At 62.5% G+C, this 17,969-nt stretch carries 20 protein-coding genes and 1 tRNA gene; 5 read left to right on the top strand and 16 right to left on the bottom strand.

Features of this window, described 5'->3' with window-relative positions; all coding sequences use genetic code 11:
• Positions 1-61 precede the first annotated feature (61 nt).
• From MXAZACID_RS17650 to MXAZACID_RS04190, 12 genes are all read right to left on the bottom strand, one after another.
• On the bottom strand, positions 62-1,468 hold the full coding sequence (locus MXAZACID_RS17650) for an SPOR domain-containing protein (RefSeq protein WP_008492864.1): 1,407 nt from the start codon (positions 1,466-1,468) through the stop codon (positions 62-64).
• 28 nt (positions 1,469-1,496) lie between these two features.
• Positions 1,497-2,426, bottom strand: coding sequence for a type II secretion system F family protein (locus MXAZACID_RS04235; RefSeq protein WP_008492863.1), 930 nt, complete (start codon positions 2,424-2,426; stop codon positions 1,497-1,499).
• Between the two features lie 13 nt (positions 2,427-2,439).
• A complete protein-coding gene (locus MXAZACID_RS04230; RefSeq protein WP_008492862.1) occupies positions 2,440-3,426 on the bottom strand; it encodes a type II secretion system F family protein in 987 nt (328 codons plus the stop codon).
• The gene (locus tag MXAZACID_RS04225) at positions 3,426-4,823 is read right to left on the bottom strand and encodes a CpaF family protein (RefSeq protein WP_008492861.1); all 1,398 of its coding nucleotides are present in this window, start codon (positions 4,821-4,823) and stop codon (positions 3,426-3,428) included. The genes MXAZACID_RS04230 and MXAZACID_RS04225 overlap by 1 nt, the downstream gene beginning before the upstream one ends.
• A 6-nt stretch (positions 4,824-4,829) precedes the next feature.
• Positions 4,830-6,095, bottom strand: coding sequence for a hypothetical protein (locus MXAZACID_RS04220; RefSeq protein WP_008492860.1), 1,266 nt, complete (start codon positions 6,093-6,095; stop codon positions 4,830-4,832).
• 35 nt (positions 6,096-6,130) lie between these two features.
• Complete coding sequence (locus tag MXAZACID_RS04215; RefSeq protein ID WP_144052644.1) at positions 6,131-6,430, bottom strand: hypothetical protein; 300 nt, start codon at positions 6,428-6,430, stop codon at positions 6,131-6,133.
• Positions 6,431-6,444: 14 nt separating this feature from the next.
• A complete protein-coding gene (locus MXAZACID_RS04210; RefSeq protein ID WP_008492858.1) occupies positions 6,445-7,863 on the bottom strand; it encodes a type II and III secretion system protein family protein in 1,419 nt (472 codons plus the stop codon).
• On the bottom strand, positions 7,863-8,705 hold the full coding sequence (gene cpaB / locus MXAZACID_RS04205; protein WP_008492857.1) for a Flp pilus assembly protein CpaB: 843 nt from the start codon (positions 8,703-8,705) through the stop codon (positions 7,863-7,865). The genes MXAZACID_RS04210 and cpaB overlap by 1 nt, the downstream gene beginning before the upstream one ends.
• 8 nt (positions 8,706-8,713) lie before the next feature.
• Positions 8,714-9,220, bottom strand: coding sequence for a prepilin peptidase (locus MXAZACID_RS04200; RefSeq protein ID WP_008492855.1), 507 nt, complete (start codon positions 9,218-9,220; stop codon positions 8,714-8,716).
• Between the two features lie 286 nt (positions 9,221-9,506).
• Entirely contained in the window at positions 9,507-9,695 is a 189-nt protein-coding gene (locus MXAZACID_RS04195; protein ID WP_008492853.1) for a Flp family type IVb pilin, read from the bottom strand.
• Positions 9,696-9,709: 14 nt separating this feature from the next.
• Complete coding sequence (locus tag MXAZACID_RS19660) at positions 9,710-9,859, bottom strand: hypothetical protein (protein WP_205619732.1); 150 nt, start codon at positions 9,857-9,859, stop codon at positions 9,710-9,712.
• Between the two features lie 201 nt (positions 9,860-10,060).
• On the bottom strand, positions 10,061-10,261 hold the full coding sequence (locus tag MXAZACID_RS04190) for a Flp family type IVb pilin (RefSeq protein ID WP_205619731.1): 201 nt from the start codon (positions 10,259-10,261) through the stop codon (positions 10,061-10,063).
• Positions 10,262-10,428: 167 nt separating this feature from the next.
• Between MXAZACID_RS04190 and MXAZACID_RS04185 the strand changes: the two genes are divergently transcribed.
• The 3 genes from MXAZACID_RS04185 to MXAZACID_RS04175 all read left to right on the top strand — a co-directional run bounded on the left by MXAZACID_RS04185 (position 10,429) and on the right by MXAZACID_RS04175 (position 11,454).
• Positions 10,429-10,505, top strand: a tRNA-Arg gene (locus tag MXAZACID_RS04185).
• Between the two features lie 201 nt (positions 10,506-10,706).
• Entirely contained in the window at positions 10,707-11,042 is a 336-nt protein-coding gene (locus MXAZACID_RS20455; RefSeq protein WP_083878457.1) for an Arm DNA-binding domain-containing protein, read from the top strand.
• 163 nt (positions 11,043-11,205) lie between these two features.
• Positions 11,206-11,454, top strand: a complete 249-nt coding sequence (locus tag MXAZACID_RS04175) for a hypothetical protein (protein WP_039884725.1) — start codon at positions 11,206-11,208, stop codon at positions 11,452-11,454.
• A 233-nt stretch (positions 11,455-11,687) separates the two neighbouring features.
• On the opposite strand, the gene MXAZACID_RS04170 is transcribed toward MXAZACID_RS04175, so the two are convergent.
• From MXAZACID_RS04170 to MXAZACID_RS04160, 3 genes are all read right to left on the bottom strand, one after another.
• Positions 11,688-12,209, bottom strand: a complete 522-nt coding sequence (locus MXAZACID_RS04170) for a hypothetical protein (RefSeq protein ID WP_039884723.1) — start codon at positions 12,207-12,209, stop codon at positions 11,688-11,690.
• Positions 12,210-12,423: 214 nt separating this feature from the next.
• Positions 12,424-12,684, bottom strand: a complete 261-nt coding sequence (locus MXAZACID_RS04165; RefSeq protein WP_008492848.1) for a hypothetical protein — start codon at positions 12,682-12,684, stop codon at positions 12,424-12,426.
• A gap of 10 nt (positions 12,685-12,694) precedes the next feature.
• The gene (locus MXAZACID_RS04160) at positions 12,695-13,735 is read right to left on the bottom strand and encodes a WD40 repeat domain-containing protein (RefSeq protein WP_039884721.1); all 1,041 of its coding nucleotides are present in this window, start codon (positions 13,733-13,735) and stop codon (positions 12,695-12,697) included.
• A 199-nt stretch (positions 13,736-13,934) separates the two neighbouring features.
• Here MXAZACID_RS04160 and MXAZACID_RS18175 point away from each other — a divergent pair, with 199 nt between their 5' ends.
• Positions 13,935-15,092, top strand: a complete 1,158-nt coding sequence (locus tag MXAZACID_RS18175; protein ID WP_168118384.1) for a 26S protease regulatory subunit — start codon at positions 13,935-13,937, stop codon at positions 15,090-15,092.
• 20 nt (positions 15,093-15,112) lie between these two features.
• Complete coding sequence (locus tag MXAZACID_RS04150) at positions 15,113-16,036, top strand: tetratricopeptide repeat protein (protein WP_240376568.1); 924 nt, start codon at positions 15,113-15,115, stop codon at positions 16,034-16,036.
• Between the two features lie 499 nt (positions 16,037-16,535).
• Here MXAZACID_RS04150 and MXAZACID_RS04145 read toward each other — a convergent pair whose 3' ends face one another.
• Positions 16,536-17,969, bottom strand: coding sequence for an efflux transporter outer membrane subunit (locus tag MXAZACID_RS04145; RefSeq protein WP_008492843.1), 1,434 nt, complete (start codon positions 17,967-17,969; stop codon positions 16,536-16,538).

Genomic DNA, 17,969 nt, shown 5'->3' with positions numbered 1-17,969 from the left:
GTCTTGACGCCGCTTTTTTGTAAAAAAGCGGCACCAAAAAACTTTTATAACCTATTCATTTTCAAAAATTCGCCACCGTGCAGGCATAGCCGGCGGAGGAGACCTCGCCGCAGAACCGCGCCGCATCGAGCTGGCTGGAAAAGCCGGTGACGCGCAGGCGGTAATAGGTAACGCCCTTCACATTCGCCTCGACGATGTCGGGCGATTTTCCGGCAAACAAAGACGGTGCCGCGGCGCGCACCTTGTTCCATTGATGCTGCGCTGCCTCCTGGCTCGGCAGCGCGCCGAGCTGCACCGCCGCCGGCCCGCCGGGGCTGGTATGCACCGGCGCCGGGGGCGCGGCGGGCGGTGTGTAGCGCATTGCCACCGGCTTTGGGCCCGGGGTTGCGGCTGGCATTGGCGGCGTCGCCACCGGGCCGGGTGTCGAGGAGGATATCGCGCCTGGGATCGGCGATGGGCCGGAATAGGCTGCGTTGGGGTCGCCGCTGGTCGGAATGGCCGCCGCTGGCTTTGGCACCGGAGCCGGAGCCGGAGCCGGAGCCGGCACGGGCGCCACCGGCACCGGCGGCGCAAGCGGCGTCGGCGCCACGCTAGTGGTTTGTGTGGTCACCTGGGTTGTCGTCACCACCGGCTGGGTCGGTGCCGGCGGCGGTGGCGGCGGCGGTGTCTGGATCGAGCTGGCGATCAGTGCCGAGAAACCATCCATCGCCTGCTGCACCTGTTCGGGGGGCAGATCGATCGCGAGCACCTGCCGCGCCTCCTCATCCCGCCCCGACGCGATCAGCGCCGCCGCGTAATCCTCGCGGATTTTCGGCGTGGCGCTCTGGCCGCTGGCCAGCGGGCCAAGATAGGCCAGAGCCTGCGGGCCGTGTCCGGAGAGCGCCAGGGAGAGGCCGAGATTGACCTCGGTTGCCATGCTGCCGGGATTGGCCAGCAGCGATTTCTGATAAGGCTCGACCGCGCCGGCGAAATTGCCTTGCAGGTCGCGCGCGATGCCCAGATCGCTCCAGGCCGCGGCATTGCCCGGGTCGTCATTCACCGCCGCGATGAAAGCCTGCTCGGCCGCCGCCGGATCGCTCTTCAGCAAACAGCGCCCGAGGCCGGTTTCCGCCGGGCTGGATTTGGCGTCATATTTCAACGCGACGGAATAGGCCGCCTGCGCCGGCAAACAGCGATCCAGCGCGTAATAGGCATCGCCCTCATGCACCAGCGCGTCGACATTGTCCGGATCGTCCTTGAGGATCGATTGCGAGATCGACAACGCCATGTTCGGATCGCCGCCGGCGATGGCCGCATCCGCGACATTCAGCGTGTTCGGCCCGACGGACCCGGTGGGCGCGTTCGCGGCCGTCTGCGATTCTGGCTGGCTGCACGCGGCAAGACCGAGAACCATCGTCGCCGCGGCGGAACCACGCAGCAGGCGGCGCAGGGGATAGCCTGATCGAGCGAAGGCGCAGGGGATCATCATGTCTCTTCTTCGGTGCAAGGGTTCATGTTCAGTGATGGGCCAGCACGGCCATGACCTGGATCACCGCCGGCCCGCCAACGATGAGGAAGACGCAGGGCAGGATGAAGACGATCATCGGCAGCGTCATCAAGGTGGGCAGCTTGCCGGCCCGATCCTCGAAGCGGATCAGCGCCTCGGCGCGCAATTCCGCGGAGAGGGTGCGCAGCGCCGCCGTCAGCGGCGTGCCATATTGCAGCGACTGGCTCAGCGTGGTGGCGAGCCGCTTGAGCACTTCCAGCCCGGTGCGCTGGCCCAGCGAAAACATCACGCTGCGCATATCCGCGCCGATCTGCAATTCGCGCGAGGTCTGGGTCAGCTCCTGCGCCAGATCCGGGTTGAGCTGCGAAATTTCCTGGGCGACGCGGGCGATGCCCGCCTCCAGCGCCAGACCGGCATCGGCGCAGATCACCAGCATATCCAGCGCATCCGGCACGCCGCGTTCAACCTGTTCGAGATGCCGGGTGCGGATATTCTTCGCCATCATATCCGGCAGCAACATGCCGACCACCGCGCCGCCGCCAATCTTCAGCACCAGCCCGATGGTGGAGACGAAAATATTATGGAAGGCGAAATAGAGCAGCACCGGCAGCAGGAACAGACCCAGCACCTTGGCGCCGACGAACAGGCCAATGCCGCGGCCGCCGCGAAACCCCGCCCCTTCCAGCGTCGCGGTCATCTCCGCGAGGGTTTTGCGCGACAACAGGCCGGACCGGGCGACGGACATGCCAAAGGCCGAGACCAGACGCACCAGCGCCGAGCCTTCCGGCTTGGCCTCCTCCAGCAGAGCCGCATTGCGGCCATGGATGGCGAGATCGATCCGTTTGCCGAGCTTCTGCGAACGGGTCATCGTATGGTTCAGATAGAAAACGCCAGCCGCCAGCACCAGCAAAGCGAGCACCATGCCGGCCAGCAGGACCACGGGGGGAATGGAGCTATTTGAGAACATTGCTGATCATGAATTGAATGACGCCCATGCCGGCGGCCAGCAGCAGGATCGCCGCGCCAAGAATGGCCTCGCCGCCATCGGTGGTGAAGAGAATGCGGATATAATTGGGCTGCAGCCAGAACAGCCCGGCACCGGCCAGGAAGGGCAGCACGGTGAGCACCATGGAGCCCATGCGGGCTTCGGCGGTCAGCGCGTAGCCGCGCGATTTCAGCGCCACGCGCTTGCGGATCACATCCGCCAGCGTCTCCAGAGTCTGGGTGATGCCGCCACCGGAGCGGGCCTGCAGCGTGATGGCGGTGGCGAAGAATTGATACTCGGTCAGCTTCACCCGCTCGGAGAGCTCACGCAACGAAACATCCAGCGGAATGCCGATGCTCACCTTGTCGGCCAAAATGGTGAATTCGCGCTTGGTCGGCTCCATCGAATCCTGCGCCACCGTGCGCAGCGCCTCACCGATGGGGATACCGACACGCACGCAGCGCACGATGATGTTCAGCGCGTCGGGAAATTGCTCGATCAGCTTGGCGTTGCGGCGATTCTTCAGCCAGTTGAAGATGAAACGGTCGATCAGATACCAGAACACCGGCGTGCCGACATATTTCACCAGCAGCCAGATGCTGGGATATTTGCCCAGCGGGTGCGAGGCGAGCCAGATGATCACCAGGGTGATGACCGCGGCGATCGGCGGCACCAGCCACCATTTGATCGGGTAGGTTTCCGCCTGCTGCAGATCGACGCCGATCAGCTCGGCGGCTTTTTCCTTGATCTGATCCGCCCGCGAAACCTGACGCACCAGGCGCAATTCTTCATCGACCGTGGTGATCGGGGCGGAGGTGGAGGTGGTGGCCGCCGTGAGCCGGCGTTTCAGCCGCTCCTCGCGCTCATGCGCCCCCACCAGATTGAGCGTGACCGCCACCGTCGCGACCGCGAGGATGATGACCAGCACAAGTAGGATCAGCAGCTGATGCAGCATCAGGTTTCCTCCAGCGCCGCCATCCAGGCCCGGTCCAGCCCGTAATATTGCAGCCGTTCCTGGAAGGAGGAGCGGATGCGGCTGACCTCGTAGCGCCCGATCAACCGGCCATTCGGCGTCTCGCCGGTGATTTCCAGCTTGAAGATATCGTTGAGCAGCTGGGTTTCGCCCTCGATCCCGGCGATCTCGGTGACCTGGGTGACGCGACGACCGCCATCGCGCTGGCGCTCGACCTGGATGATCAGATTGACCGCGGCGCAGACCTGCTGGCGGATGGCGCGCGGGGTGAGGCCCATCGAGGACATCTGCACCATGTTTTCGATACGCGAGAGCGCGTCGCGGGTGTTGTTGGCGTGGATGGTGGACATCGAGCCATCATGGCCGGTGTTCATCGCCTGCAGCATGTCGAAGGCTTCGGCGCCACGGGTTTCGCCGATGATGACGCGGTCCGGGCGCATACGCAGCGCGTTACGCACCAGATCGCGCGCCGTGACCTCGCCCTTGCCTTCAAGGCTGGCGGGGCGGGTTTCCAGCCGCACCACATGCGGCTGCTGCAGCTGCAGCTCCGCCGCATCCTCGATGGTGACGATACGCTCTGTGGCGTCGATGAAGCGCGAGAGCGCGTTCATCATCGTCGTCTTGCCCGAGCCGGTCCCGCCGGAGACGATGATGTTGAGCCGGCAGCGCGCGGCGATTTCCAGCACCCGGGCGATCGGCGGCGTCATCGCGCCGAATTCGATCAGCTTCTTGAAATCGATCGGTTTCTTGGAGAATTTACGGATCGAGATCGACGGCCCGTCGATCGCCAGCGGCGGCAGCACGATATTCACGCGCGAGCCATCCTTCAGGCGCGCATCGCACATCGGGCTGGCTTCATCCACACGCCGCCCGACCGAGGCGGCGATGCGCTGGCAAATATTGGTCAGATGCGCCCAGTCGCGAAACCGCACCGGCACCTGCAGCAATTTTCCCGAGCGCTCGACAAACACATGGTCCGGGCCGTTGACCATGATGTCGTTGATGCTCTCATCCAGAAGCAAGGGCTCCAAGGGCCCCAGCCCGAGCATGTCGTCCACCAGCTCGGTCGCCAAGGCGCGCTGCTCGCGGGCATTCAGCTGCACGCGCTTATCGGTGGCGAGATCGGAGATCAGCCGTTCGACTTCGATCAGCAGCCGTTCCGGCGGCAAGGCGGCGACGGCGGTGGCGTCCATGCGCGCCAGGCACATATTGCGCAGCTCGGCGATTTCGGCCCGCACTGAGGTGCTGGTATCGGCCGGAAACCGGCTGACATCTGGATTCGGCGCGGCGGGCGCGGCGGCGGCCAAGGCCGGCATGGCGGCCGCGGCTTCCAGCTCTTCCCTGCGGCGGCGGCCAAATACCGGCATGCTGTCAGACATTGCCGGTTATCCCTTGCTGAAGCCGAGCATTTTGAACAAGCCGCCGCCACCGCGGCCGGGCAAGGCCAAGCTGCCCTCGATCTCGTCGCGATTCCCCACGAAGCCGATTTCACGCGCCAGATCCAGAACCGCCTGGCGGAACGGCCCCTTATTGGTCACCGCCGGCTCGCCGAAACTGGCACTCTCATTCAGCTGCTTGGGGATGTCCGGAATGGTGATATGAATCTTCAGCTCCAGCGCCTCCTCGATCTGCTTGCGCGACAGCCCGCCCGGCCGGCCGAGCCGGTTCAGCACCACGGTCGGGCTCTGCGGCTGCCAGGGACCGTTGGGCAGCGCCAGCAGCCGGATCGTATCGCGTACCGAGGCCAGAGACGGGTCCATGACGATGACCCGGTGATGCGCGAATTCGATCAGCTCGCGATTACAGGCCATCGGCAGGAAAGGCACATCCATGAAGATGAAATTATAGCGGATGCGCAGCGCCTCGATCAGCCGGCGGGCGGCGCCGGGGGTATAATTCATCGGCTCCGCCAGCTTTTCCTCGGAGGCCAGCACATGCAGGCGCTCCGCCACCGGCTGGGCGGCGCGCTCGACGAACAGCGGATCGATCCGGTCCGGCGTTTCCAGCGCCATACGCAGGCCAGGGCCAGTCTTGGCGCCCAGCAGCAACGCGCCGGAGCCCATATGGATATCGGATTCCAGGAACACGGTATGGCGTTTTTCGACCACGCCCAGCAGCCAGGCGAGATTGCCGGCAATGGTGGTCGCCCCTACCCCGCCCCGCGCGCCCATCACCGCCACCACGCGCCCGCCGCGTGTGGCGTCGTCGCCGATGGATTTGCGGGTGATCAGCGGCGCGAAATGCCGGGCCACGGCTTCGCGGGTGATCGGCTTGAACAGATATTCCATCACCCCCATGCCGCGGGTAATGTGGCGGTAGAAATCCACCTCCTGAATATCGCCGACCACCAGCACGCGCACGCCCGGCTCCACCACATCGGACAATTCGCCCAGCGCCTGCAGCGGCTGCTCCTCACCGGCGATGTCGACGATCAGCACTTCCGGGGTCGGCAGTTTGGACATGGCGGCGATGGCGGTGCGCACCGTGCCGCGGCGCACATCCATGCCGCCGCCAGCCGCGGTGATCAGCGTATCGCGCAGAACCTGTTCACTGACGGTATCGTTGATAAAGGCAAGCACGGTCAGCCGGTCCGTGCGGCTGGTCATCCTGCCAGACTCGGCAAGCCCGCCAATCGCGCCCTGGGTGCTCATATCATTGCCCCTTCCGTCCTGTGCATGCCCGTCTCCTAGCTGCCGCTATTGATCGACGTGGCCGGCGAGGTCGCCTGGATCTGCGTCTGAATGCCGGTGCCGGTGCCATTCGTGGTCGCACGCTGGACGCCGCCGACGGCGAGGATACCGCTGCTGCCCGGCTCGCCATGGCCGCTGATCAAATCGGCCTTGTTCGCCACCTGCTGCGCCGTCGCCTCATTCGAGGCGCCGGTCAGGGACCAATTACCGGGGCGGTTGAACGGGTTGAACGCCCCCTGGCAGCCGGCCAGCGTCAGCAGCGCCAACAGACAAAACAGCGACACGGGTTTGGTCATGGCGGGGCGCTCCATCATTGCACCATGAAGCCGGCATTGCCGGGGATGCTGGTGCTGGCCTGATCGGTGCCATTATTGCGCAGCAAAAGAATGCGCTGCAGATCGTTCGGCGGCGACCAGCCATCGTCCGGCGAGGCGATGCTGTTGGGATGGTTGACCGGATTGACGATATAAGGTGTCACCGTGATCACCAGCTCCTGCTGCTCGCGCTGGAAGGCATTGCCGCGGAACAAGGCGCCCAGGATCGGAATCTCGGAGAGGCCGGGCAGACCATTGCTGACCTGATTGGTGGTATCTTCGAGCAAACCCGCGATCGCCATGCCCTGGCCCGAACCGAGCACGACGGTGGAGGACGCGGCGGTCACCGTCAGCGAGGGCACCGAGAAGACTTGCGAGCTGCCACCGGTGCTGATGGTGGAGGCGTTGGAGCTGTCGATGGTGCTGATCTGCGGTGATACCTGCAGGGCGATCCGCCCATCGGAAAATACCGTCGGGATGAAGGAGAGCAGCACGCCGTAATTCTTGAAGCTGACCGTCACCGTCGAGCTGCCGCCGGTGCCGCCGGAGGACACCGGAATCGGGAACTGCCCGCCCACCTGGAAATTCGCCTGGGTGCCGGAGAGCGTGGTCAAGGTCGGCTCGGCCAGAATATGGGCGAGATTATCGGTGGCCAGCGCGTCGATGACACCTTCGAACGTGCCGCCGGGGAAGGTGACGCCGATACCACCGGCCGTGGTCGAGGCGAGCGAGCTGGCGGCCGAGGCGGTGCTGCCGGTCAGCGCGAATTTGCCGATGGAAATCGCCGAGGAGCCGACATTGCTCCAATTGATGCCAAGCTCGCGCGTCACTTGCCGCGACATCTGGGCGATGCGCACTTTCAGCTCCACCTGGATCGGCTGCGCCACGGTGAGGTCATTGGTGACCTTGCCGCTCGGCGAGATCAGCTTGGCCTGGCTCATCACCTTGTCGGCATCCTCGGGGCTCTGCACCGTGCCGCGCACGACCATGCCGCCCTGCTCCGATTCGGCGGTGACGCCGCTGCCCGGCGCCACCGCCTGGGACTGGGTTTCGATGCGCTGGCCCGCATAGCCGGACTGGTTCACGGTGACCGAATATTGCGCGATTCGATTGCCGGCGGCGTCTGTGGCGACGACATCGGTCTCGCCCGCCGCCTTGCCGAACACGAACATCGCGCCGGGGCTGGCCGGGCGCACCGAAGCGACGCTGTCATCGGCGACGAACAGATTGGCGACCGGGCGCGGCAGCTTGATCAGCTTGCCCTGCCCTTTCGCCAGCGTAATGCCGCCATAATAAGCGGGCGGCACAACCTGCGCCTGTTGCGCCGCGGCGCCGCTGCCGGTTGCGGTTTGCGCCAGGGCGGCTGGCGCAAGGGTAGAAAGCGCCAGCACTGACGCCGTGAACAAACCGCGCATCAGAACTTGAACTCCCCTGTAGTGCCTGAAGAAATCACATTGACTGTGGTGACGGTCTGCTGCGCCGGCTGCGCGGCGGAAAGGGCCGGCGAAACCTGACCGGCCCAGACCGGGCCGGGCGTCTGCTGCGGCACCGACGCCGTGGTCGAGCTCGCGGCGGAATGCACGATCAGGGACAATTTGCCGAGATTGACCGCGACCAGGCAGCGCGCCGCCTGCTCGGGTGTGACCTCGAGCGTCACCGTCGAGGCTGGCTGGTTGTTCGGGCCGCCGCTGCCATTGCTGGCATTCTTGATCAGTTCCTGACCCGTGGCGATCACCCGGACATCGCTCAGTACCGTCTCGGCGGCGATGCTTTTGCCATCCGGCGCGCCGGCAATGCTCTGGGTCAGCAATATATCCACCTTATCGCCCGGCCAGATCAGCCCGTCCGCGCCGGTGACGTTATCGACCGCCACCGTCACCGCCCGCATACCGGGTGCGAGCACTGCGGCCAGGAAGCCGTGATCGCCAGGATGGATGACCCCGCTGTTTAGAATGACCGCGCCCTGGGCGATCGGCGATTTCACCATCGCGCCCGTCAGGGAACTGCGGTTGCCGGGGGTGTCGATCAGCGCATCGGGCGGCACGGCGCTGATCAGCATCGAGCTGCTGGTAATGTTGCCGGGCTGGATCAGCGCGCCGCCGGAGAGCGGCACCCCCGCCACCAGAATTTGTTCGGTCGGCGGCGGGGCCGCGGCCACCGGGGCTTTATGGCCCTGATTGAGGATCGAATATCCAAAAATGAGGACAGCGGCCAGCGCGGCGATCAGGACAGCGAATATGCCGAGGCGAAAGACCATTGGCCACCTTATGTTTCAAAAAAGCGTGGCAGGATTGCCACGAGAGCGCCACCGGCAATGGCGCAGGCATAGGGAAGCGCGCCCCGGCGACGGATTCGCCACCGCTCCGTGCGCAGGGCACGCGTCAGGCGCGAGCCTTCGCGTGAAGCGGCCGGTTTTCCCACGACGAGGGATAAGAAAAGGTAAAGAAGCCCGAGAATGCCGCCGAGCAGCATGACATCGGCCAGAAACATCAATTGCGGGAGCCAGCCCGGGGGCACCAGCAGCGTGGTCGCGGCCCAGAGCTTCACATCGCCGCCGCCCATCAAACCCAGAGCCCAAATGCCGAACAGGGCGATAAACACCAGCAAAGCGGCCAGCAAGGCGGGGAGCAGATCATGCTCAAGCAGCCGCAGCCCGAAACCGGTGAGAAGAACCAAAGCTGAAACGGAATTGGGCACCGTTCGCACAGCGACGTCGTGCACCGCAGCATAGACAAGCAGAGCCAGCCCCAAGCCGAAAAGGGCGGTGATCATGTCCGCCTCATCAATATACGCCCCAGGATCGTCATCCGCTCCGCCCTTTAACGCCCCATAAATAGGCCTTTATCCGAGTCTGCTTAAAAAAAGCGATCAGGTTAACGAAAATCCATCGAAGTACGGTCTCGGCGTGACATTTTCAACACAACCTACACCGTACAGACTCCGATTTTACCGTACAAAATTGAAAAATTACAAGGGCTTTTAAGCTGCGCGTCGCACCACAAAAAAACGGCCGACCGGGAACCCGATCGGCCGCAGCGCAGACATCGCGGGGCTGAGCTTAGAGCTCGGACGCCACTGCGTTGAAGGTGCTGGAGATGTGAGTGCCGAGGCTGGACACGGCGGCGATGATCACAACCGCGATCAGCGCAGCAATCAGGCCGTACTCAATGGCGGTGACGGCACGCTTGTCGACATTGAGCTGCGCCAGCTTGGTGGTCATGGCGGCGCGGATGTAGTTTGCGAGCATGAAAGAAGACCCTTTCAAAAAATTAATTCGAGACCGAAACCTGATAACAGAGAAAGCGTCTCACGCGGAACTGCCACGCCATCTGCCCACCTTGTCATCAACCTGTCGAGGCTGGTGTTCAATACATAAAAATCAGCCATTTCTGTCAAACGAAGTTTGCGCACGAACTAAACAAAAATCCGTGAGCGTGACTTTTTTGTCAAAAAAACTCACGCTCGACCGGCGGCAACCCTAACGATTTGGTCACCAAGCCGCACAGCGACAGGATTTGTTTAATTTTTTATGACAACCTACCTTTATGAGACAAGCAACATCTTAAATAGGGACAGCTCGCCAGCAGGCACGGATAGGCGATTTTTTCCCTGTCAGAGTTCCGAGGCCACCTGATTGAACGGCACCGCGACTTCTGTGCCGATCCGCGTTAAACCTCCGACGATAGCCAAGATAACGATCAATGCGATCACGCCATATTCCACAGACGTAACAGCACGGCGATCGCGCAGAAAAACCGCCAGTCTTACGACCATATTTTGACCTAAGCCCCTCAACATCATCAGTTCATTCACCCTAGGGCTGGCATTCAAAGATATTACCGATCAGCGCGCTAAACCAACTCGATCCTAGCGCATTAACGGGTCATTTTGATAGCTATGTCACGCAAAATTGTAGTGAATCGTCGGGTTGGCCCGGATTTTGGCAGTTTCGCAGCATCATGATATGAGCCGGGCGCCGCGCCCCCGTTGGCTAATTGGATAAGCTCCGATCCTTCTAAGTTCGTTTATGCAGGTTCGAGTCCTGCCGGGGGCGCCAGATCTTCCAAAACCCACACGGCACTATTGCGCCGACAGCGAACCACATGAAATCAAACGTTTTTTGTGTTTTTTAGGGTGATAACTTGTCTTGTTGTTCCATAAGTGTTCAGCCCGCTTGTCGCCATAAGTGATGTCACGTAACGCTTAGCATCACTTTTCAGAAGGTCGCAGGTGGTGCCTTTAACGAATGCGAAATTAGGTGCCGCTCAAGCCGGCCCGAAAGCAATATATATCGTATGACCGTGACAGGCTGTTTTTGCGGGCCGGGACCTCAGGCTGTTGGGTCTGGCAGTATCAGCTACGCCTCGGCAAACGACCAACCACGATAACCCTCGGCGATTACCCTTACATGACCTTGCGCCAGGCCCGAGATGCGCGGGACCCGCTGCGCATGCAGGCACGCGCCGGCGAGCCCATTCTGCACAGGACAAGCCGGCGGCGGCCGGCGATCTTTGCCGAAGCTGCGACGCGCGGGCTGAAGCGCCAGGAAAAGCTCTGCACACCAACGCATTATGCAGGGGTGAAACCCGGATGACGCTGCTGACCGCCTCACGCCAGAGCGAAATCCGGTTCGCCGTCTGGAAAGAGTTCCACGATCTGGCGGGAGAGGCGCCGGTCTGAATCATCCCGGGGCATCGGATGAAGGGGAAGCCCCCCACGTGCCACCAGATCATAAGATGCCGCTTTCACGGCAGGTGGTGGCGTTGCTGCTGCAGGTGCGGGACATGAGCGGGGATTCGGAGTGGGTCTTTCCGTCTTTCCAGAGGGTGAGCGTCATCAGCGGCAACGCCGTCAACAGCCTCATTAAACGAGCCGGCTATGAAGGGGGCCAGAGCGCGTACGGACTCAGGAGCTGCTTTTCCTTCATCATGAAGAAGCGCAACCGTATGGATTCTTATGTTATCGAGCTGATGCTGCCCCCGTCCGACGAAGTCGCCAGCGCTTAGGGCCGGGAGAAATATCTGGAGGAACGCCGGGAGCTGGCGCAGATCTGGGCGGATATCGTGTTTGGAGGGACAGCCATCGGCCGCCGCGCTGATCGGCCGCACGCGGCGCCGGGGCAAAGAGCCGACGAAGATGCAGATGGAGGATGCCGCGTGATCTTTACGGCCTCCCCAAGGACGCTAGCCAGGCCCGGGCCGGGTTCGGCCGGTAAATAATGCGCTATTAAAGCCGGGGATCAAACAGCTCTGACGACGAGGCTTTGGAATATCGCTGGTGCGATTTCCTCGACGGCCGCCAAATCCTCCCCGACCGCTTCGAGATAGACCACCGCCAGCGTACCGCCCTTCATCGCCAGCTTCGCGGCAAAACGACGCTCATCTGCCTCTTGCCCCTCATAGGTGGCGGACAGGGTTCCATCCTCATGTTGCAGAACATCTGCGACGCCGATGGTAATATCCGCGTCCGGCGCGGCGCTGAACTCCGAATCCCGGCGAATCTGGAGAAACCGGTCAAAAACATGCTGGGCGTCCTCGGCGGAGCCGTCAGTGGTAAAATAATAAACCGAGAGGGTTATCATCAACGTATCATCCGGTGACCCTATAAAATTTTGCAGGCCATCGCCGGATGATTCGCCCGGCCAATCATCCGGGACGGACATCTCGCCGCCGCTGAAAGACACAGACCGATAGGCATTATGCACGACACACCTCTCTTTGCGAAACTCAGGGCGCACAGCCGCCTGAAACAGATGCGTCATATGCCGGCATCACCGGCGCGCAACAACGCAGCCTCCCGCAACATCCGGCTGCCTGCGAAGGGGTAATTCAGGCACCCGCCACGCTTACGGCAAAACTGAACATATAGCTCCCGCAATCACCGCCTTGGGCAGGCACTCCTTAAACCAGCCACCTCAGAGGAAGCTACCACCACACCATTCCGCCTTTTCTTAGGGCCAGGGGGCTATCCTGCCCTCAATCAAGGGTGGATAGGCAGCTCAAAAGCCTCAAAGCACGGTCTGAGAGTTTGTGAAAATCGAGGACCGTCCCACGGAAGGCAACAATCACCCCACCTGCGCCGCTGAGTACAAGGGCCCGGAAGCCATCCGGCTTGTCCGTTCCTATCATGGATTCCAGCTTGTAGCCGGGTAGCACAGTTTTGACGTAATCCCCCGCTTTGTCGATATAGGCCAAGCGGGATGCATGAATATAGGTTTGATTATCCACGCCCGGCATGTGGAACCTTTTAAGTATCAGGTTTGAAGAGCAATATTTCGGAATCTATGGCAACAGCGAGCTGCTGCCCATCAGGGCTGAATGCCGGAATGGCCCAGCCATCCGGTACGTGGATGATACGCGGCGCACCTCCACCTGCCGGGCAGATTTCCACCGCGCCTTCGCCGTTGGCTATAGCAATGCTGTCTCCGTCAGGACGCCAGGAGAGGCGAGAGGCACCGGAGGGCTGCGCCCCACAAAGCGGCTGTGGCGGGCCAGGCTGTGCCAAATGCCAGAGCAACAAAGGCGGGCGCGGCCAACCGGGAGAGCCATTCCCCACAGAGCTGAAGGACGCGGCCAGGGCGTTACCGTCTGGGTTGAAGGCAAGCTGAGTGAGAACCGCAACGCTGCCGGGCGGTAACTGGTAATGCAACACAACGGGACTGGTCGCGGAATCAAGCGGCTGGAGGATAATCCGGCCATTATCGACCGCCATGGCCAGCGTGTTGCCATCCGGCGAAAGCGCCAGCGCCAGCGCCCCTAACTTACCGGGCGGCATAAAGGCCGGGCCAGGTTTGTAGGCCGGTGGCATGTAGAGCTGCGCGGGCTGGCCCGGTGCCTGCAACTGCGTAACAGCCAGCCTTGCGCCATTGGCTGAGAACGCCGCAATGCGCTCACCAAACCGGAAATGCGGGTCATGCGGCCAAGGCAGCGCGGTCTGCAGCTTGCCACTCTTTGCTTCCCAAACGGTCAGCACCTGGCCGGGGATGTTACCCGGTGCGTCCGTGACGAGTGTTTCGGCACCAGGAAAAAAATGGATGATCTGCCCTGCCAGCCCGTCGGGCAGATTGGTGATGGTCTTGCCTGTCGCTTCATTGAGGACATGGCAGCTTTGGGTCCCGCAATAGGCAAGATTTTTGCCATCCGGGCTCCAATTAACATCCCATGCCGGAGGGTCTGAAAGAGAGATATCCGCCGCGACGGCAGGCCGGGCAGATGATGCCAAAGAGCAAAACAGCAGAAGGGCACCGGCAAGCGGCTGGGCGTGGCGAAAAATAATGGCTTTCGTCATGCTAACCCCATGGATATGGCGTACAGGCATAGCTCAACCATGTCTGTCGGGCAATGATTGCGAATGGAATGGAGGTTATCACCACACCATTCCGCCTTCTCCTAGAGCCAGGATCGGGCTATCCTGTCCTCCATCAAGGGCGGATGGGCAGCTCAAATGGGTAATGTCGGCTGATCACAAGATGGAGCTGCGTTGGCATATGTCTGGTACGTTGGATCACGAGTTTAACGCGTTGCTGGCCTCCTGCACGGAGCATCCTGAGTCAGGTATTTTGCTGCGGGCCTTGCTGTCACTGGCAACCCAGACGGGAAAGCTTGCCGACGCCGCGGCTTTTATTTCGACACTTGATCCCGCCGCGATCACCGACGAAACGCTTTGCCGGGAGATCAGAGCGTTTCTCCTGGAGCTCGGCGAGCCTGGCGAAGCGGCACGTTGGAGTCAGCAGCCTGTGCTGGTGCAGCTAAACGAACATCGTCCGGTTTCGGTGCCGCCAGCGTTGCAGGCCGCGCCGATGAGCTTCGCCGATGTAGGCGGGTTGGAGGAGGTGAAGCGCCAGATCCATCGCCGCATCATCGCACCGCGTGAGAAGCCAAAATTGTTCGAGCGCTTCGGCCGGCGTGCCGGAGGCGGCATTCTCCTTTACGGCCCGCCCGGTTGCGGCAAGACGCTGCTGGCCCGCGCCGCCGCCGGCGAGGCGCGTACAAGTTTTATCGAGGTCGGCATTGCGGAGATACTGGACTGCTATAGCGGCCAGGCGGAAAAAAAGCTCGTCGCCGCATTCACCGAGGCACGGCAGCGCAAGCCCGCCATTCTGTTTTTTGATGAGATTGAGGCCCTGGCGGCGCGGCGCAAATCCGGCTTGGACACCTCGCTGGTCTCTACCTTTCTGAGCACGTTTGACGGGCTTGATAGCCGCAATGACGGCATTCTGGTGCTGGCCGCCACCAACGTGCCCTGGGCGGTGGACAGCGCCTTTCGTCGCCCAGGACGGTTCGACCGCGTCATCTTCGTTCCGCCGCCGGACCAGGCGGCCCGGCTGACCATATTGCGCCGGCTGCTGCTCAACCGTCCGATTGTGCCAGGGCTGGATATTGCGCGCTATGCCACGCTGACCAGCGGCTATTCCGGCGCCGATCTTACCAACCTCGTTGAAACCGCGATCGATCTCGCCATCGAGCAGGAGATGCAGGGGCGCGAGAGCACGCAGATTTCGCGTCTGCACATGGACGCGGCCCTGGAGGAAACCCGCCCGACGACATTGGAATGGCTCTCCACCGCGCGCAATTACGCGAAATACGCGCCCGAGCCCGGATTATATGGAGAGTTGCTGGCCTTTCTCGAGCGGTATCAGAAGTGACGGATACTCAGTTGCAAACCGTGCTCAAGCAGGGCGAAGCCGCTTGGCGGGCGGGCAATCTGACGGCGGCTTTGCTGCATTATGAGAGGGCCATTTACCTCGCCCCTGGCGCGGCCGAAGCCTATCTGCACGCGGGCAATCTGCAATATGGCTTCGGCCGTTACAAGCAGGCCCTGGCCTTGCTGGAGACCGGGCTGGGATTGCCCTGCGACGAGACGGAGCGCGCCTATGGCTTGCGTGTGCGGGCGCTCACGCTGCTGCAATTGCGGCGCAAGCGTGAGGCTCTGGGCACCGCGCAAGAGGCCGTCGCCATCGCGCCGGAATCCGAGGAGAACCACATTGTTCTAAGCACCGTCCTGCGCGCGCTTGGCCGCTTTAAACCGGCCGAGGCGGCACTGGCACAGGCGCAACGCCTGGCTCCGGATTCAGCATCGGTCTGGGAGGGTTATGCGCAGCTGCATAAGGCGCAGCGCCATTTTAAACAGGCGCAAGTCTTCGCCGACCGCGCCTTGCGCTGCGCCCCCGAAACGCCGGAACTGATGTTATTGAAGGGGCAGATCGCATTCCGGCTGAACGATATCGCGACAGCACGGGACATGGCGCTCTGGGCCTTATCCCGCAATGCGACGGATCTGGACGCGCTGGGGCTTCTGGCCATGGTGAGGTCCTGGCAGAGTTGGTTCACCCGGCCATTCTGGTGGTTCAGCACATTACCCAATCGACTGCACAAAGGGGCGTTCATGTTCACCATGCTTGCGCTGGGCAGTGCGGTCGCGGTGGTGCAACTTTTTCTGCCGGCTTGGCTGCTGCAGGATATGCCCGCTGAAAGCACGCTTAACCAGGCGGTGATGGACGGGGCCGTTGGATATATGCTGCTCTGCGCCGCGCATGTAGGCTGGTTGATCTGGCGCGATCGCCGGCAGGTGAAGTTGAAAAATTATTAGCCGCAACGGGCGGGATTTTCGAGAGGCAGGAAATCAAGACCGAATTTGCAAAAAGCCCGTTATAAAAGACAAGCCATGGATGATCTGATTGTCAGCATCAGCCGGGAAGCAGACAACTGAGTGGCGGAGTCAACAAGAACGCGCCTCGACGAGCTTCATGTCCGCAGAGTTCCTGACATCCCTAAAGTCTCAGTATATCAGGATGGTTTCAGGGTAAGGTGAGGATTAATTTCGTCGCCCCCGCACGAGCTGAGCAGCGACGGCGGCTGACGGCGCATCACGGGCCCTGCGCCGCCTCAGCCGCAAATGGGATGCCTTTGCATTTTTGGTCGAGCGTTTCGCTGTTTTCGATCCTAAAATTCGGGTCAAAACAAACCAATTTCATGGTCCGAGAGCTGGCCTTGAAAGTCCGGCAGAGGCAAGCCGCACAGCACTACCGACAACTGCCAAATCCGCTGCTTTCTTCAGTTTCACAACGGGAATGCCAGGCGGCTGTTGCCTACACCTGGCCCGGCGCCTGCCAGCCCAGGCCCAGGCTCTTTTGCAAGGCGATGTAATCCTCGGTGGTTCGCGCCTGAGCCTGGATGAAACGATCCTGCGCGCTGTCCAGATCACGCTGCGCGCTCATCCATTGCAGATTCGATATGGTTCCTTGCGTGGCACGCTCCCGGGCAAATCCCGCGCTGCGTTGCGCCAGCCCGTAAGCCTGCGCCAGCGCCTGCGAATTCTGCCGCTGCGCGCCGTAACGCGCCAGCGAATCCTCCGCATCCTGCAAGGCCTTCAACACCGTGCTCTGATAATTCGCCACCGCCTCATCGCGCCCCGCCCGGGCCTGCGAGACGGCGGCGGCGGTGCGGCCGAAATCAAACGGCGTCCAGGAGATCACCGGCGCCGCCAGTACGGAGAAGGCATTGCCGTTGAAGAGCTGCGAGATGTTGGTTGAGGAAAACCCGATATCGCCGAGCAGCGTCACTTTCGGAAAATAATCCGCCAGATGCTGGCCGATGGCGGCATTCCGCGCTGCAATGTTGCGCTCCGCCGCGCGAATATCCGGGCGCTGGCGCAGCAGCAAAGCGGGGTTGCCCACCGCGACTTGCGCCGGCGGCATCGGCACCGGCGCCGGGGTGGCCAGTTCCGCATCCAAGGCCCCCGGCAGCTGGCCGGTGAGGATGGCGAGCTGGTCCAGCTGCACGGAAATCTCCGCGCGCAGCGGCGCCAGATTGGCCTGGTCCTGCTGTACCTGCTCGGCCAGCTGCAGCAGATCATCCTGGGACACCGTCCCGGCGGCCGCGCGCTGCCGTTCCAACCCCAGCATCTGCTGGTGCAGCCCCAGACTGGCCTGGGCGAGTGCCACACGCTGCTGGTCGGCACGCAGATCCACATAGGCGCGGGCGAGATTGGCGGTCAGGCTCACCTGGGTATCCGCCAGATCCGCGATGCGCGCCTGCGCCTGTGCCGCCGCGCCTTCCGCGGTGCGTCGCTTCGCCCCGAACAGATCCAGCTCCCAGCTCGCATCGAAGCCGGTGCTGTAGAAATTCAAATCCTGGGCGCCGCCGCCAGAGCTGCCGCCGACCAGCCCGTTCAGCAGCCCATCGCCGCTATGGCTGTGCAGATAGAGGCCGCTCGCTCCGGTTGTCGGCAAAAGCTGCGCCTGGTCCGCATGCAACTCGGCGCGGGATTCGCGCAGACGCGCGCGCGCCGCCGCCAGATCCGGGCTGGCGGACAGCGCCTGGGCTTCCAGCTTGTTCAGCGCGGCATCGTTCAGCTCGGTCCACCATTGCGCGAGAGGCGGGCCGGGGACAGCGCCGGCATCCGCCGCGCGGGCGAAGCCCTGGCCGGGCGGCAGCATCTTTGGCGGGCCTTTATAATTCGGCCCCAGCATGCAGCCGGAGAGCAGCAGGCAGGCCAGAGAGAGGCTGGAGGTTCTGCGCAT

This window comes from Acidocella sp. MX-AZ02 (assembly GCF_000306035.1).
GTDB classification, from domain to species: Bacteria; Pseudomonadota; Alphaproteobacteria; order Acetobacterales; family Acetobacteraceae; genus Acidocella; species Acidocella facilis.
Note: the sequence above shows the minus strand (reverse complement) of the source record. Positions and strands in the feature narration are given on the sequence as shown.